The 16,286-nt window shown below is 64.4% G+C and carries 15 protein-coding genes; 12 read left to right on the top strand and 3 right to left on the bottom strand.

Translation table 11 applies throughout. The features are described from left to right. A partial coding sequence (locus ATE71_RS19945; RefSeq protein ID WP_160328068.1) for an SMP-30/gluconolactonase/LRE family protein occupies positions 1 to 521 on the top strand: 521 nt, incomplete at its 5' end. An 86-nt stretch (positions 522 to 607) separates the two neighbouring features. Then, on the top strand, positions 608 to 2,803 hold the full coding sequence (locus ATE71_RS19940) for a M3 family metallopeptidase (protein ID WP_058805089.1): 2,196 nt from the start codon (positions 608 to 610) through the stop codon (positions 2,801 to 2,803). A 93-nt stretch (positions 2,804 to 2,896) separates the two neighbouring features. On the opposite strand, the gene ATE71_RS19935 is transcribed toward ATE71_RS19940, so the two are convergent. The 3 genes from ATE71_RS19935 to ATE71_RS19925 form a co-directional block, all read right to left on the bottom strand. Next, positions 2,897 to 3,514, bottom strand: coding sequence for a YdeI/OmpD-associated family protein (locus tag ATE71_RS19935; protein WP_058805084.1), 618 nt, complete (start codon positions 3,512 to 3,514; stop codon positions 2,897 to 2,899). Positions 3,515 to 3,548: 34 nt separating this feature from the next. Continuing rightward, positions 3,549 to 3,956, bottom strand: coding sequence for a VOC family protein (locus ATE71_RS19930; RefSeq protein ID WP_058805083.1), 408 nt, complete (start codon positions 3,954 to 3,956; stop codon positions 3,549 to 3,551). 135 nt (positions 3,957 to 4,091) lie between these two features. Continuing rightward, positions 4,092 to 4,691 (bottom strand): Crp/Fnr family transcriptional regulator, encoded by a 600-nt coding sequence (locus tag ATE71_RS19925; protein WP_058805082.1) that lies wholly within the window; start codon positions 4,689 to 4,691, stop codon positions 4,092 to 4,094. Between the two features lie 200 nt (positions 4,692 to 4,891). Here ATE71_RS19925 and ATE71_RS19920 point away from each other — a divergent pair, with 200 nt between their 5' ends. The 10 genes from ATE71_RS19920 to purH all read left to right on the top strand — a co-directional run bounded on the left by ATE71_RS19920 (position 4,892) and on the right by purH (position 16,275). Then, positions 4,892 to 5,797 carry an SPFH domain-containing protein gene (locus tag ATE71_RS19920; protein ID WP_058805081.1) on the top strand — a complete coding sequence of 302 codons (906 nt, stop codon included), beginning with the start codon at positions 4,892 to 4,894 and terminating at the stop codon, positions 5,795 to 5,797. 9 nt (positions 5,798 to 5,806) lie between these two features. After that, positions 5,807 to 6,010 carry a hypothetical protein gene (locus ATE71_RS19915; protein WP_058805080.1) on the top strand — a complete coding sequence of 68 codons (204 nt, stop codon included), beginning with the start codon at positions 5,807 to 5,809 and terminating at the stop codon, positions 6,008 to 6,010. A 1-nt stretch (position 6,011) separates the two neighbouring features. Next, a complete protein-coding gene (locus ATE71_RS19910; RefSeq protein ID WP_058805079.1) occupies positions 6,012 to 6,302 on the top strand; it encodes a hypothetical protein in 291 nt (96 codons plus the stop codon). Next, entirely contained in the window at positions 6,299 to 6,568 is a 270-nt protein-coding gene (locus tag ATE71_RS19905; RefSeq protein WP_058805078.1) for a hypothetical protein, read from the top strand. Before ATE71_RS19910 ends, ATE71_RS19905 begins: the two co-directional genes overlap by 4 nt. A gap of 80 nt (positions 6,569 to 6,648) precedes the next feature. Continuing rightward, positions 6,649 to 7,332, top strand: a complete 684-nt coding sequence (gene rpe, locus ATE71_RS19900) for a ribulose-phosphate 3-epimerase (protein ID WP_058805077.1) — start codon at positions 6,649 to 6,651, stop codon at positions 7,330 to 7,332. Between the two features lie 3 nt (positions 7,333 to 7,335). Next, the gene (locus ATE71_RS19895; RefSeq protein ID WP_058805076.1) at positions 7,336 to 9,114 is read left to right on the top strand and encodes a heparinase II/III domain-containing protein; all 1,779 of its coding nucleotides are present in this window, start codon (positions 7,336 to 7,338) and stop codon (positions 9,112 to 9,114) included. Between the two features lie 192 nt (positions 9,115 to 9,306). After that, the gene (locus tag ATE71_RS19890) at positions 9,307 to 12,153 is read left to right on the top strand and encodes a TonB-dependent receptor (protein ID WP_058805075.1); all 2,847 of its coding nucleotides are present in this window, start codon (positions 9,307 to 9,309) and stop codon (positions 12,151 to 12,153) included. Beyond that, positions 12,117 to 13,565 (top strand): purple acid phosphatase family protein, encoded by a 1,449-nt coding sequence (locus tag ATE71_RS19885; RefSeq protein WP_235588088.1) that lies wholly within the window; start codon positions 12,117 to 12,119, stop codon positions 13,563 to 13,565. Before ATE71_RS19890 ends, ATE71_RS19885 begins: the two co-directional genes overlap by 37 nt. 16 nt (positions 13,566 to 13,581) lie before the next feature. Then, positions 13,582 to 14,598, top strand: coding sequence for a phytase (locus ATE71_RS19880; RefSeq protein WP_058805074.1), 1,017 nt, complete (start codon positions 13,582 to 13,584; stop codon positions 14,596 to 14,598). An 84-nt stretch (positions 14,599 to 14,682) separates the two neighbouring features. Continuing rightward, on the top strand, positions 14,683 to 16,275 hold the full coding sequence (gene purH, locus ATE71_RS19875) for a bifunctional phosphoribosylaminoimidazolecarboxamide formyltransferase/IMP cyclohydrolase (RefSeq protein ID WP_058805073.1): 1,593 nt from the start codon (positions 14,683 to 14,685) through the stop codon (positions 16,273 to 16,275). Positions 16,276 to 16,286 lie beyond the last annotated feature (11 nt).

Here is a 16,286-nt window from a genome sequence, read left to right as displayed (position 1 = left end):
GCGACAAGCCCCGCCGCGACGCGGCGCTTTACCGGCTCGATCCGGACGGATCGCTGACCCACATATTCGAGGGGTTGATGACCAGCAACGGCGCGGCGTTCAGCCCCGACGGGCGCATCTTCTATCACGCCGACACGCCGACCCACCGGATCGACGCCTATGACGTCGACCCCGCCACCGGCACGCTCGTCGGCAAACGCCTGTTTCACCAGTTTCCCGAAGGCAACGGCCGCCCCGACGGCGCCGCGGTCGATGCCGAGGGCTGCTATTGGTCGGCGCTATGGGATGGCTGGCGGGTCGTGCGCCTGTCGCCCACGGGCGAGCTGATCCGGACGGTCGAGCTGCCGGTACAGCGCCCGACGATGATCGCGTTCGGCGGCCCCGATCTCCAGACCGCCTTCGTCACCAGCGCGGGCAAGAATCTGACCGACGAGGAGCGCAAGGCGCAGCCGCACGCGGGCGGCGTGTTCGTCTTCGGCGTCGACGTCCCCGGCCTGATCCAGCGGGAATTTGGCGCCTAGGCACCTTGCACCCCCCTGTCATCTCCGGTTAAGACGGCGCCCGACATGGTTTCGTCCGAAACCTTATCCTCCGGGGAGATATGCTTATGCCGCGCGCCGCGCAGCCTTTCGTCCGTCCTTTGTCGATCCTGCTTGCATCCACCGCGATGATGGTGGGTTATAGCCAGATGACCGCCATTGCCGCCGAACCGACCTCCGCCGAAGCCAGTGCCGCTACCGCCCGCTCGGGCGAAAACCCGATGGCTGCGCCCTGGACGGGCCCCTATGAAGGGGTGCCGCCGTGGGACAAGATGGACCCCGAACTGTTCCCCGATGCCTTTACGAACGGCATGGCCGAAGTGAAGGCGCAGGTTCAGGCGGTGATCGACAACCCGGCCGAACCAACATTCGAGAACACGCATGTCCCGATGCAGCTTGCCGGCGACACGATGGAACGCGTCTATGCGCTTTGGGGCGTCCAGACGTCGAACAAGTCGAACGATCGCGTCGAGGATATCGACGCCGAGTGGAGCCCCAAGCTCACCACCTTCTTCACCGAGCTGTTCCTCGAGCCCAAGCTCTTCGCCCGGTACAAGGCCGTGTACGACAAGCGCCATTCGAGCGGCCTCGACGCACAGCAGATCCGGATCGTCGAGCGCAGCTATGACGAAATGGTCCGCGACGGCGCGAACCTGTCGCCCGCCGACAAGGCAAAGCTGGTCGATATGAACGCCAAGCTCGAAGGGCTGTTCTCGGCCTTTTCATCGAAATTGCTCGGCGACGAAAAGCTTTACACCTTCGTCACCGACAAGACTGAACTGGCGGGGCTCGAGCCGAGCTTCATCGCTTCGCTTGCCGCCGCGGCCGAAGCCAATGGCAAGCCCGGCCAGTGGGCAATCAAGAACACGCGCTCGTCGGCGCAGCCGGTGCTTCAGAGCGCAACCAACCGGAGCTTGCGCGAGAAAGTCTGGAGGGCGTTTGTCAGCCGCGGAGACAATGGCGGCGCCAACGACACCAATGCGACGATCGCCGAGATATTGAAGCTGCGCCAGCAACGCGCCGAGCTGCTGGGTTTCCCGACGCACGCGCATTACCGCATGGCCGACACAATGGCGAAGACCCCCGAGAACGCCATGGGTCTGATGATGAAAGTGTGGCCCGCCGCGGTAGCGCGCGTGAAGGAAGAGGTCGCCGACATGCAGGCGATCGCCGATGCCGAGGCGAAGGCCGGCAACGGCCCGAAAATCACCATCGAACCGTGGGACTATCGCTTTTACGCCGAAAAGGTCCGCAAGGCGAAATATGACCTCGATGAAAGCGAGGTGAAGCCCTATCTACAGCTCGACAAGCTGGTCGACGGCATGTTCTGGTCGGCGGGGCAGCTTTACGACCTCGGCTTCCGCGAGAACACGGGAACGATTCCTGTCTTCGACCCCAAGGTCCGTACGTTCGAGGTCTATAACCTCAAGACGAACGAGAATGTCGGCGTCTTCTACCTCGACAATTTCGCACGCGACGGCAAGCGCTCGGGCGCGTGGATGACGACTTATCGCAGCCAGCAGACGCTGGGCGGCGAGCGCAATGTCCTTGCCTCGAACAACAATAATTTCACCGAGGCCGCGAAGGGCCAGCCGACTCTGATCAGCCTCGACGATGCGACGACGCTGTTTCACGAATTCGGCCACGGCATCCATTATCTGCTGCAACACATCACCTATCCCGCACTCGCCGGGGTACCGCGCGACTTCGTCGAATATCCGAGCCAGGTGAACGAGAATTGGCTAATGACGCCCGAGGTGCTGTCGAAATATGCGACGCATTACAAGACGGGCGCGCCGATGCCGCAGGCGCTGGTCGACAAGATCCTCGCGTCGAACAAGTTCAACCAGGGGTTCGAGACGGTCGAATATCTGGCAAGCGCGATCGTCGACATGAAACTGCACGACCGCAAGGTCCCGGTAACCGACGTCGACAAGTTCGAACGCGAGACCTTGACCGAAATGGGCATGCCGAAAGAGATTGTGATGCGGCACCGCCTGCCGCAGTTCGGCCACCTGTTCAGCTCCGACGCCTATTCGGCGGGCTATTACAGCTATCTCTGGTCCGAAACGATGGACGCCGACACCTGGGCGGCGTTCATGGAAGCGGGCGGCCCGTGGGATCGCGCCGTCGCCGACAAGTTCCGGACCATCTTGCTGATGACCGGCAACGAGACCGATCGCGCCGAAGCCTATCGCGCCTTCCGCGGCCGCGATCCCGATGTGTCGGCGCTGCTCAAGAAGCGCGGGTTTCCGACCGAATAGAACGAACGAAACCGGGGAGGCAAAAGGGGGTCTTTATGGCCCCCTTTGTTTGTCCGGCCGGCATCGGCCCGGATGAAGTCAGACCGATGCCGTCTATTTGGCGTATTTCCAGAACCGGCCTTTGCCTTCGGCGATCCAGGCCAGCGCTTCTTCGATGCGTTTGCTTCGCGTGGCATCGGTTTTGGCATCGCCGATCCAGACATTATACTCCTTTCGGAATGAAGCCGACTTGGCTCCGAAAATGGCCTTTGCCGCCGGGTCGGCTGCCAGCGCTTTCGCGAACGCGGGCGGAACCTCGACGACCTTTGGGCGCTCGGCTTTGCGCGGTGGCAGTTTGATTCCGCGCTCGTTGAGTGCCATGGCCTCGCGGATCCACGCCGTCAGTTCGCAGTCGGGCGGCAGGTCGGCAAGGCTCGTCAGCTTCCCCATGAAACGCTTGGCAGCGGGCAGCGCGGCGTTCGATTTCAGCCGCGCGTCGGTCATCAACGCATCCTTGGCGAAGCTGAACGAACAATGCTTCGTATAGGCAGCGAAAATGCACAGATTCTCGCCCTTGTACACGAAGTGCGGAATGGCCCATTTGATCTCCTCGCCCACCTCCGGGCCGGTCGCATGGACCAGCGCGCGCAGGTGGGCGAAGACCGGCTTCGCAAATTCGGGGAGTGTTTCGGCATAGGCATCGAAACTGCCGCTTTGGTTTGACCCAGACATTTGCACCTCTTTGATTCAGCTTGGTCGATAGGCCTCAGTCGGTCGGCATGGCCTCCATGTCCATGAACACCGCTTCCCACACATGACCGTCGGGGTCGGCAAGGTTGCGGTTGTACATGAAGCCCAGATCCTGCACCGGGTTGATGTCGGCCGTTCCGCCGTGTGCCGCCGCCGCCGCATTCATCGCGTCGACCGCCTCGCGGCTGTCGCACGACAGGGCGAGCAGGACCTCGCTCGAGGTCGCGGGCGGGATCGGGCGATCGGTAAAGCCCTTCCACTTGGCGTGCGTCAGCAGCATGACGTGGATCGTCTCCGACACCACCATGCACGCGCTGCCCTCGTCGCTGAATTGCGGGTTGTTGGTGAAGCCCAGCGCTTCGTAAAATGCCTGCGACCGGCCAAGGTCGGTCACCGGCAGGTTCACGAAAATCATTCTTGTCATCGATCATGTCCTTTACATCGTCCGGGCGCCTTGCCGGCACCTGGCAGCGTCCCCGTGACCGTCACGGCGATCGTCCGGACTGATAGTTAGACCGCCAGCCCGGCCGACGAATTGACCTTTGGTAAGAAAGGCAGGTCAGCCGGTGCCGAGGCGGCCAAAGGCGATCTTGCGGCGCAGGCGGCTGAGGCTTTCGGGGGTGATGCCAAGCCACGCTGCGATATGGTGCTGCTTCAAGCGCTTGTGCAACTCCGGCTCGCGGCGGATGAAATCGAGATAGCGTTGCATCGCATCGTCATGCCGAAAGGCGATTTCGATCGGCTCTTTTTCGATGATCCAGTGCCGCTCGATATAAGCGATGTAAAAGGCGGCCACGTCGGGATAGGCGGCAACGAGCGCCTTGAAGGCCGCAAAATCATATTCGAGGATCGCACTGTCCTCGATGGCCGTGATCGTGAACTGGCTGGGTTCGCGAAGCAAGGTTGCGCTGACCGATGCGGCGATGCGGTTCTCGGGAAAGAAATATTTGATGATCAGATCGCCGTCGCCGCCGACATAATGCTGGCAGAGCAGGCCGCTGACGACAAATGCATAGCTTGTCGGCACGTCGCCCGCCCGAATGACGACCTCGTCCCTGGCATAGTGCCGCAAGCGCAGCAGCGACGCCCACGCGCGCTCGGCCTCGTCCGACAGCGCGGCGTAGCTGCGAATTTTGTCGAAGAAGGCCGTCGTCGCCATTGCTCCACCTCGGGACCGCCTTGAATCAGGCCGAACGGCCAAGGTCAACTACCCCTCAGAGAAAGGACATTCCGGCCGCCCTACAGCGGTCGCCCGCGATCGCGCGACGCGCATGCGCCCGCGAGTACGAATCCGATTGACGGCTCCCCAAAACGATATAAATATGATATCATTATTATATCGATGATTCGGAGGGAAGCATGGTTGAGGCAGGGACGAGGGCGCTGAACCGCAGCCGCGAAACGCGCGCCAATACGCAAAGCGGCTATCTGATGCTGCTGATTTGGCTGGTGCTGTTCGGGGTCGCCATCTGGGCGGCGACGAGCAATTTCGGCGGGGGCGGGATCGACTGGAATTGGAAATGGGCGGTGGTTGTCGCGAGCGGGGTGATCGGCACGATCATCCTCTGCGGCTTTTACATGATCAACCCTAACGAGGCGGCGGCAGTCCAGCTGTTCGGCGAATATAAGGGAACCGATCGCGAGGAAGGGCTGCGCTGGGTGTTGCCCTGGCTGTCGCGCAAGAAAATAGCGGTGCGCGCGAACAATGTGATTTCGGACAAGATCAAGGTCAACGACCTGCGCGGCAACCCGATCGAGATGGCGGCACAGGTCGTGTGGCGCGTCACCGACACCGCGCAGGCGCTGTTCGACGTTGATGATTACAAAGAATTCGTCATGGCGCAGATCGAGGCTGCAGTGCGTTCGATCGGCTCGCGTTATCCCTATGACGATATCGAGCATCAGGAAATCACGCTGCGCGGCAACCATGACGAGGTCGGAAAGGAATTGCGCAAGGCGCTGATCGAGCGGCTGGAAGTCGCGGGAATCACCGTCGACGAATGCGGCCTGACGCACCTTGCCTATGCCCCCGAAATCGCCGGCGCGATGCTGCGCCGCCAGCAGGCCGAAGCGGTCATTGCGGCACGCAAGAAGCTGGTCGAGGGCGCGGTGACGATGGTCGAGATGGCGCTGACGCACCTGTCCGAAAAGAATGTCGTCGACCTCGACGACGAGCGCAAGGCGGCGATGGTGTCGAACCTGATGGTCGTGCTGTGCGGCGAACGCGACACACAGCCCGTCGTCAACACCGGCTCGCTGTATTGAGACCGGACGATGGCTGCGCCGACCAAGAAGGCCTTCGCTCTCCGTCTCGATCCCGCGCTTTATGCGGCGATCGAGCGGATGGCCGCAGCCGAACTGCGCAGCGCCAATGCCGAGATCGAAGTGCTGTTGCGTGAGGCGCTGGGACGCCGCGGGGTGAGCGTCAAACAATCGGACGCGCCGAAACGGGGCCGCCCGCCGAAGGAGGAGAACTGAGATGTTGCACCTGTTCATCGACGATCGTCCCTGGTTTCGCGCCAAGAGCCGCGGTTACGGCACCGGGCTGCCTATCGCCTGGCAGGGCTGGCTGCTCCTCGGACTCCACATCGCGCTGATCACCGGGGTCGTCCTGTTGCTGCGCGATCGGCCCGTGATTCTGACCGCCATGGCAGTTCTGGCTGCGATCGCCCCCCTGCCCCTCTATCGTGCGCGCACCGAGGGCGGGTGGCGCTGGAACTGGGGCGGCAGCAGTGAAGAGAAACGAAAGCCCAAGGATCGCCGGAAATGAGCTCCCGCCGACGCGAGCCGCCCGCGCCGCGCCCTTTCCTGCGCCGCGGCATCCAGGTCGTGCCGCAAACGCGCGGGGGATGGGCGATCACTGCGGGCGTGATGGCGTCGCTGACCACGGTGCAGGGTTTGCTGCTCGCGCTCGCCTTTGCTCTGCCGCGCTGGTCGGTCCCCGCGGGCATCGCCTTCGCCGTGGTGACGGTCGGTGTGGTGGCCGCTTTCTACGCGTGGAGCTGGCGCCGCGCCGACCCCGCCGATCGCCGCTGAAACAAATATTTCGCTTCCCTGGAGCGCCATGCCGTCCCCCCGCTTGCCCCCGACTCGCTAGATGGTTAAGGCCGGTCTTCATGACCGTCGCCCCAACCCCTCAAGCGCCTTCCGTCCGCATCGCCCCCTCGATCCTCAGCGCCGATTTCGCGAAGCTGGGCGAGGAAGTGCGCGCGATCGAGGCCGCAGGCGCCGACTGGGTGCATATCGACGTGATGGACGGCCATTATGTCCCCAATCTGACGATCGGCCCGATGGTGGTAAAGGCGCTGCGCCCGCATTCGACGCTACCCTTTGACGTCCATCTGATGATCAGCCCCGTCGATCATTTCCTCGACGCTTTTGCCGCGGCAGGCGCCGACATCATCACCGTACACCCCGAGGCCGGACCACACATCCACCGCACCGTCCAGCACATCAAATCGCTCGGCAAGCAGGCGGGCGTTTCGCTCAACCCCGCGACCCCCGCGAAGATGCTCGATTACCTGATCGACGACATCGACCTGGTGCTGGTCATGAGCGTCAATCCGGGCTTCGGCGGCCAGAGCTTCATTTCGAGCCAGCTTCGCAAGATCGAGGCGGTGAAGAAGATGATCGAGAAATCGGGCCGCGATATCCGCATCGAAGTCGATGGCGGAATCGACGCGAACACCGCGCCGCTCGCCATATCGGCGGGTGCCGATGTACTGGTGGCGGGCACCGCGACCTTCAAGGGCGGACCCGACGCTTACGCGGACAATATCCGGCGGCTCCGCGGAGCCTGATCGATGGAGGGGAGACCGCTGACTTCTGCCCCCGCCGACCAGCCGTTCGCTTCCGGTGACGACGCCGCGCCGATCGACGACACGATCGAGCCCGGCAAGCGGCTGATCCGCCTACCCGCCGACAAGGGGCTGTCGCTCGGCGACCGGGTCGCCAACGCGATCACGCGCCTGACCTGGCGCACGCCGCTCCACGCCTTTCGCCTGAAGGGGCGTTTCCCGCTGAAGCTGCTTGGCGTGCCGGCCGACCCGGTGCCGGGCGATACGCGCGCGGGCACCGCGATCCGCGCCGGCCATTTCCTGCACCGCGGGTTGAAACTGCCGCTGGGCGACCTCGATTTCGCGGCGCTCGACGTCGCACCGACCTTTGCCGACTATCTGCACAGCTTTGCCTGGCTGCGCGACTTGGCCGCGACCGGATCGCGCGCCGACGGCGCCCCCATCGCCGAAGCCGTCGTTCGCCACTGGCTCGGCACGCATGGCGAAACAGTGAGCGAGCCCGCGTGGAGGGCCGACAATACCGGGTGGCGCATCCTTTTCTGGGCCGCGCACGCGCCGCTGATCCTGTCATCGAGCGACCTCATCTACCGTTCGGCGGTGCTCAACCACCTCGCGCGCGCGGCGCGCCACCTCGACCGCGTGGCCGACAAGACGCGGCCGGGCACGGGGCAGATGGTCGCGTGGATCGGCATCGTCGCCGCGTCGCTGCTGATGCCCGGCGGCGAGCCGCGGCAGGTGTTCGGCGAAGCGGGCCTGCGCAAGGTGCTGGAGACAAGCTTCTACGCCGACGGCGGCAATATCTCGCGCTCGCCGCAGGCACAGCTCGACGCGATCATGGCGCTATCGATGCTCGCGCGTATCTATGACATGCGCCGCATGGAGGTGCCGCCCTTCGTCCAGGAAGTGCTCGCACGCGCGGTGCCCGCGCTGCTCGGCCTTGTCCACAGCGACGGCGGCATGGGTAGCTGGCAGGGCAGCGGCGCGACGTCGGCCGCCTATGTCCAGTCGATCGTCGATGCGAGCGGCGTGCGCACGCGGCCGCTGAAACAGGCGCGCGACTGGGGTTATCAGCGGCTTGTCGCGAACAAGGTCGTGCTGCTCGCCGATGCGGCGCCGCCGCCGATCGCCCGTGTGACTGAAGCCGGCTGTGCCTCCACCCTCGCCGTCGAGCTCAGCGACGGCGACGAACGCATCGTCGTCAATTGCGGCGGCGCCGCGCTGACCGGCGCGACGATCCCTGCCGACCTAGCGCGGGGGCTCCGCACCACCGCCGCGCATTCGACGCTTACGCTTGCCGACAGCAATTCAACCGCGATCCTTCCCAATGGCTCGCTAGGCAGGGGCGTGACCGAGGTCGAGCTCGATCGGCGCGAGACGCCGCAGGGCAGCCGGCTGGAGATGAGCCACGACGGCTATGCGCGCCGCCACGGGCTGATCCATCGCCGCTTGCTGATCCTGTCGCCCAACGGACGCGAGCTGCGCGGCGAAGACATGCTGCTCCCCGCCCCGCGCACGCGGCGCAAGGGCGACAAGCGCTTCACTATGCGCTTTCACCTTGGCCGCAATATCTCGGCGAGCCTGACGGCGGACAAACTGGGCGCGCTACTGCGCATCCGCGGCGGCCCGCTATGGCAATTCCGCACCTCGGAGGGCGAGCTGGCGATTGAGGAAAGCCTGTGGGTCGACGGCGAGGGCCGTCCGCACCCAACCGAACAGCTCGTCGTCACTGGCGCCGCCCCTGCGGGCGGGGTCAGCGTGGGCTGGATATTCAAGCACATCGGCTGAACGCCCGTCCGCTGGAAATTTTGTGAAACGCAATTTCCAGCGCGTTCCCGGATGCTTGCCGTCGTCGCCTCCCTTCTGTGTCAATAGTGTGACAATAGCGTAACGCAGCGGTCATAGAGCCCTGCCAGTGCGCCCTCGACTCGCCGGGAGCCAAAAGGAGCCGGCGATCTTCTCATTCTTCGGGGGATCTCCATGCATACGCTTCGCACCGTCCGTTCGCGCATATTGCTCGGCACCTGCCTTTCGCTCGCCGCCGCGCTTCCCGCGCCCGCATTCGCCGGCGACGTCACCGGCACGGTGACCGACGCCACCGACACGCGCGCGCTTCAGGGCGCGCAGCTTCGCATCGTCGAACTGGGCCGCGTCGCCGAAGCCGACCGCGACGGCAGCTTCCGTTTCAGCAATGTTCCCGCCGGCACCTACACAATCGAGGCGACGTATGTGGGCGCCGAAACGCGGACGATCACCATCGAGGTTCCCGAATCGGGCAACGCAACCGCGCGGATCGTGCTCGGCACCGACGGATCGATCCTCGTCCTCGGCCAGTCGGCGAACCAGGCGAGCGCCTTGTCGCGGCAAAGGGCGGCCGACGGCATTGAAAGCGTACTGACGCGCGACGCGGTCGGCCAGTTCCCCGACCAGAATGTCGCCGAATCGCTGCGCCGCCTGCCCGGCGTGAACATCCTCAACGATCAGGGCGAAGGCCGTTTCGTCTCAGTGCGCGGGCTCGACCCCGAACTCAATGCCACCTCGGTGAACGGCGTCCGCCTGCCCGCCCCCGAAAGCGACGTCCGCTCGGTCGCGCTCGACGTGATTTCGAGCGACAGCATCGAATCGATCGAGGTCAAGAAATCGCTGACCCCCGATATGGACGCCGACACGATCGGCGCATCGATCGAAATCCACACGACCAGCGCCTTCGAGCGCCGCAAGAATCTGCTGACCGCGAAGATCGAGGGCAGCTACAATGATTATTCGGAAAAACTGACGCCCAAGGGCAGCATCGATTTCGCGCAGCGACTGGGCGACAATGTCGGCGTGTCGGGCGGTATCTCCTATTATCAGCGCAAGTTCGAGACCGACAATGTCGAGGCCGACGGCTGGAACGCGGACGACGGCCAGATCACGACCGAAGAAGTCAATTACCGGGACTATGACGTCGAGCGCGAGCGTATCTCGGCCAATCTGAACTTCGACTTCCGCCTCGGCTCGTCGACCAAGCTGTACGCGCGCGGCATCTACAGCCAGTTCGACGATCAGGAATATCGTCGCGAAACGAGCCTCAAGCTCGAGGACGCGGGCGACGTGACCGGCGAGGGCGCCGACCTTGTCTACAGCGACGCCGACGGCGAATTGCAGGTCCAGCGGTCGCTCAAGGACCGTTTCGAGCGGCAGCGCATCCGCAGCCTCACGCTGGGCGGCGAGACCGACAGCGACGGCTGGCACGCGAAATATTCAGTCAGCTATGCGAAGTCGACCGAGCGCGAGAACGGGTCGATCGACCCCGCGAATTTCGAGCAGAGCTTTGAAGACGACGGCCTGCTCCTCGGCCTCAATTTCGCCGACCCGCGCCGGCCGCTCTATACGGTGGGCGGCGATGCCGGCGCGATCGCCGACTTCGCCGACCCCGAGGGTTATGAACTCGACAGCATCCAGGTCACGGGCCTGTCGGACGCGCAGGACGAGGAATGGGGCGCCAAGCTCGACCTCGCGCGCGAATTCGCGATGAGCAATGGTACCTTCACCGTCCAGGCCGGCGCCAAGGGCCGCTGGCGCGACAAGAGCTATAATCTCGAAACGCAATATTGGGAGATGGACGGGCTGACGCTCGCCGACTTCGTGGGCTCCCAGACCTATCGCCTCACCGACATATCGCCGGTTCCTGACAAAAAGAGCGTGCGCGCCTTCTTCAACGCGAACCGCGATGGCTTTGAACTCAACGAATTCGACTCGATCTTCGATTCGAACGTCGAGGATTATTCGGTCAGCGAAGACGTCATGGCCGGCTATCTGCTCGGCCGCTGGGACAGCGATACGCTGCGCGTCATCGGCGGCGTGCGCTATGAGCACACCAAGAACGACATCCGCGCCAATACCGTCACGGTCGTGACCGAGGATGGAGAATTGTCCGATGGTTCGATCGCCGACGATGACACGGTTGACAGCATCGTGCCCAACCAGTTCAAGCGCAGCTATGGCGACTGGCTGCCGAGCCTGACGATCCGCTGGGAGCCGCAGCAGGACCTCGTGCTGCGCGCGGCAACATCGAAAAGTCTGGTTCGTCCCAAGCTGTCGAAGCTGGCACCGCGGTTCAGCATCGAACAGAATGAAGACGGCGAGCGCGAAGGCGAGTTCGGCAACCCCGATCTCAAACCCTATGAAGCGTGGAATTTCGACGCGGGGGTCGAATATTATCTGCCGAACAACGGTGCTCTATCGGCGGGTGTCTTTTACAAGGACATCAAGAATTTCATCGTCGATACCAACGTTGAGGACGCGGGCGAATATAATGGCATCGCGTTCGATGAGGCGACGATCCCGATCAATGGCGACAGCGCCGAAATCTGGGGCGTCGAGCTCAGCTATACGCAGGCGCTGCGCTTCCTGCCTTCGCCGCTCGACGGGTTCCTCGTGAACGCGAACTATACCTATACCGACGCAACCGGCACCGTGCCGACCGACGGCGACATCACCGACCTGCGCAAGATCAACCTGCCGGCCGCTTCGAAACATACGTTCAACGCCGCGCTGGGCTACGAAAAAGGCCCGGTTTCGCTGCGCCTCGCTGGCACCTATCGGTCGAAATATCTCGACGAACTGGGCGATACGGCGGAGGAAGACCGGATCATCGACAATCATTTCCAGCTCGACCTGTCGGCCAAATATGACGTGACCAAGCAGGTGCAGGTCTTTTACGAGTGGGTGAACATCAACAACGCAAAATATTATGCCTATAACAATGTCGGCGCCCGCCAGAACCTTCTCCAGTTCGAGCAGTATAAATGGACGATGAAATTCGGCGCGCGGGTGAAATTCTGATGCGTTACCGGATTGCCCTGCTACCGGTGGTGGCGGGGCTGGCCCTTTCGGGGGCGGCGGTGGCGCCCGCACAGGGCGAAGGCGGACCGCTTCCGCGTTCGCCCGGTCTGCCCTACGCGCCCACGAACCTTCCCGACCGCATCCTGCTCACGCCCGGGGCCGACCCGGCGCGCGAGATGGCGGTCGCCTTTCGCACCGACACCGCGCAGGCCGAGTCCCAGGCCCAGCTCGCGGTGTCGGTCGACGGGCCGACGCTGGAGGAAAAGGCGGTGCTGGTCACGGGCGAGGCGATGCCGGTCGGCAGCAGCTATGGCCCGTCGCTGTATCATAAGGTCCGCTTTACCGGGCTCCAGCCAGACACCGTCTATGCCTATCGCGTCAAGGGCGCCGCGGGGTGGAGCGAATGGTATCAGTTCCGCACCGCCGCCGCCGAAGCGAAGCCCTTTCGCTTCCTCTACCTCGGCGACGTCCAGAACGGTATATTGACCTATGCCAGCCGCGTGATCCGTCAGGCCTTCCACGCGCACGGCGATATTCGCCTGACCGTCCACGCCGGCGACCTCGTCAGCCAGCGCGACGACCTCGACCATGATGACGAATGGGGCGAATGGAATGCGGCGGGTGGCTATAATTATGCGATCGTCCCGCAGGTCCCCGCCACCGGCAATCATGAATATGTCGAAGTGGTGCAGCCGGACGGCAGCGAGGTTTACAAGCTAGGCCACTATTGGTCCGCACAATTCACGCTGCCCGCGAACGGCGCCGAAGCAGCGAAGACGACGACCTATTACACCGATTACCAAGGCGTGCGCTTCATCGTCCTCGACGGCACCGCCGCGATCAACCTCGGGACGATGAAGGCGCAGACCGACTGGCTCGACGCCACGCTTGCTTCGTCGAAAGCGAACTGGAACGTCGTGCTGTTCCACCAGCCGGTCTTCACCTGTGCGCGGCCGAACGACACCAAGGAAATCAAAGCGGCGTGGAAACCGGTGTTCGAAAAGCGCAAGGTCGACCTGGTGCTGCAGGGCCACGATCATTGTTATAGCCGGCTGACGTCGGAAGCAGGCCGCGAGGCAAGCGCGACGGCGCGCGCCGACGGCAGCGTGCAGGGGCCGGTCTATCTGGTATCGGTAACGGGGTCGAAAATGTACCGGCTCAACGACCGCGCGGGCAGCCAGTCCGACAAGATCGCCGAGGCGACCGAGCTTTATCAGATCGTCGATGTCGATCCTGTGCGGCTGAAATTCCGCACTTATACGGCATCGGGCAGACTTTATGACGGCTTCGACCTGGAACGGACGGCTGCGGGCAACCGGCTTCACGAAATAGCCGAGCCGACGATCGCGGCACGGACCTGTTCGGGGGAAACCGGCCCTGACGGCGGCCGCTGCGTTGCGCGCGGCAAATAGGACAAGGGGAAGCAGAATGATCCGCACCACGAAACTGCTCGCCGCCGCGGCGCTCACCACCGGCCTTGCCGGCTGCGCCGCCAGCGAACCGATGATCCGCGGCCTGCCGCCGGTCCAGGTAACCGCGAGCGGCGAGACGCAGCCGGTCGGCACCGGCCGCGCCGATGCCGCCGACGATCCGGCGATCTGGATCGACCCCGCCAACTCGAACCGCGCGCTGATCGTCGCGACCGACAAGAAGGCGGGGCTGCATATCTATGACCTTGCGGGCAAGGACATCGCCTTCGCGCAGGCCGGCCTCGTCAACAATGTCGACGTCGCGGGCGACATCATCGTCGCGAGCGACCGTAACGATGGCGTGAACGCACATTTGGCGGTGTTCCGCCTCGACGCCGAGAAACCCGCGATCGTCCCGATCGGCCGCGCCGCCGCGGGCCCAGGCGAAGCCTATGGCCTCTGCCTCAAGAAAACGGCACCGGGCGAGCCGATTGTCGCGGCGCTGATCGTCAAGGACGGCACCGTGCGCGTCGGCACGCTCGCAATCGACGGCACGCCGCGCTTCACCATGCAGTGGGAGCATAAGATCGCAACCCAGTCCGAAGGCTGCGTCTTCGATGGCGACACGCTTTACGTCGGCGAAGAAGTCGGCGGTATCTGGGAGTTGAAGCAGAACGGCACCGCGGCGACTGCCCGCATGGTCGCGCCGGTCGATAACCAGCGCCTCGTCGCCGATGTCGAAGGGCTTGCGACGATCGACCACCAGGGCCAGCGCTATCTGATCGCGTCGAGCCAGGGCGACAATGCCTATGCGGTGTTCGCGCTTCCCTCGATGGAATATGTTGGTCGCTTCGCCGTTGCTGCCGGGATCTTTGGCGCGACGAGCGAGACCGACGGGATCGAAGCCGTCGCAGGCAATTTCGGCCCCGCCTTTCCGGGCGGCCTCTTCCTCGCCCAGGACGGCGACAATGCCCCCAAGGCGCAGAATTTCAAATTGGTGCGCTGGGACCAGATCGCGGCGGCGCTGGGGCGCTAAAAACGGGTCGCCGGGGTTGCGGTACGGGCGGCGCACGCCTAGGGGGGCGGCGTCTTTCCCATCCCTGCAAAGGCCGCCCTTCCCATGACCGACCTGATTCCCGTCCGCCGCGCCTTGCTATCCGTTAGCGACAAGGCGGGGCTTGCCGAACTCGCCGCTGCGCTCGTCCGGCATGGAGTCGAGCTGGTCTCGACCGGCGGTACCGCGAAGGCGCTGCGCGAGGCGGGCCACACGGTTCTCGACGTATCGGACCTCACCGGCTTTCCCGAGATGATGGACGGGCGCGTCAAGACGCTGCACCCCACAGTGCATGGCGGCATCCTAGCGGTGCGCGACGACGCGGCGCATGTCGCCGCGATGGAGGAGCATGGGATCGGCGCGATCGACCTGGTGGTCGTCAATCTCTATCCCTTTGCCGCAACCGTCGCGAAGGGCGCCCCGCGCGAGGATATCATCGAGAATATCGACATCGGCGGCCCCGCGATGGTGCGCTCGTCGGCGAAGAACCATGCCTTCGTCAATATCGTCACCGAGCCCGAGGATTATGCGGCCGTCATTGCCGAGATGGATGCGAACGGCGGCGCGACCACGCTGGCCCTTCGCAAGCGCCTCGCTGCCATCGCCTTTGCGCACACTGCGACCTATGACGGGATGATCGCGAGCTGGTTCGCCTTTGCCGACCAGGGCAAGATGTTCCCCGACACGCTGCCGATGACCGCCAAGCTTGGCAGCGAACTGCGCTATGGCGAGAATCCGCACCAGAAGGCCGCGCTCTACCTGCCCGCCGGCCCCGCCGCGCGCGGCATCGCGCAGGCCGAGCAGGTGCAGGGCAAGGAACTGAGCTACAACAATATCAACGACGCCGATGCCGCGCTCGAACTCGTTGCCGAGTTCCGCGAGGCGGGCCCGACCTGCGTCATCGTCAAGCACGCGAACCCGTGCGGCGTCGCGAGCGCCGCGACGATCGCCGAGGCCTATGACGCGGCGCTGAAGTGCGACGATGTGTCGGCGTTCGGCGGGATCATCGCGGTCAACCGGCCGCTCGACGGCGCCACCGCGGAACTGATCAGCGGCATCTTCACCGAAGTTGTCTGCGCCCCCGACGCCGACGCCGACGCGCGCGCGGTGTTCGCGAAGAAGAAGAACCTCCGCCTGCTGCTGACCGGCGAGCTGCCCGATCCGGCACGCGGCGGGCTGATGCTCAAGACGATCGCCGGCGGCTGGCTCGCGCAGAGCCGCGACAATGGCCGAATTGGGGTGGGCGACCTCAAGGTCGTCACCGAGCGCGCGCCGACCGAGGAAGAACTGACCGACGCGCTGTTCGCCTGGACCGTTGCCAAGCATGTGAAGTCGAATGCGATCGTCTATGCCAAGGGCGGGTCGACCGCGGGCATCGGCGCGGGGCAGATGAACCGCCGCGACAGCGCGCGCATCGCCGCGGCGAAGGCGCGCGAAGCCGCCGAAAGCCACGGCTGGGCAAGCCCGCGCACCGTCGGAAGCGCGGTCGCGAGCGACGCCTTCTTCCCCTTCGCCGACGGGCTGCTTGCAGCGGTCGAGGCGGGCGCGACCTGCGTCATCCAGCCGGGTGGGTCGATCCGCGACGACGAGGTGATCGCGGCGGCGAACGAGGCCGGGCTCGCCATGGTCTTCACCGGCATGCGCCACTTCCGCCACTGATCGGCAGCGGC

The organism is Sphingopyxis sp. H115 (assembly GCF_001468465.1).
Classification (GTDB): Bacteria; Pseudomonadota; Alphaproteobacteria; order Sphingomonadales; family Sphingomonadaceae; genus Sphingopyxis.
The sequence above is the reverse complement of the archived record's forward strand: the minus strand, read 5'-3'. Positions and strand labels throughout refer to the sequence as shown.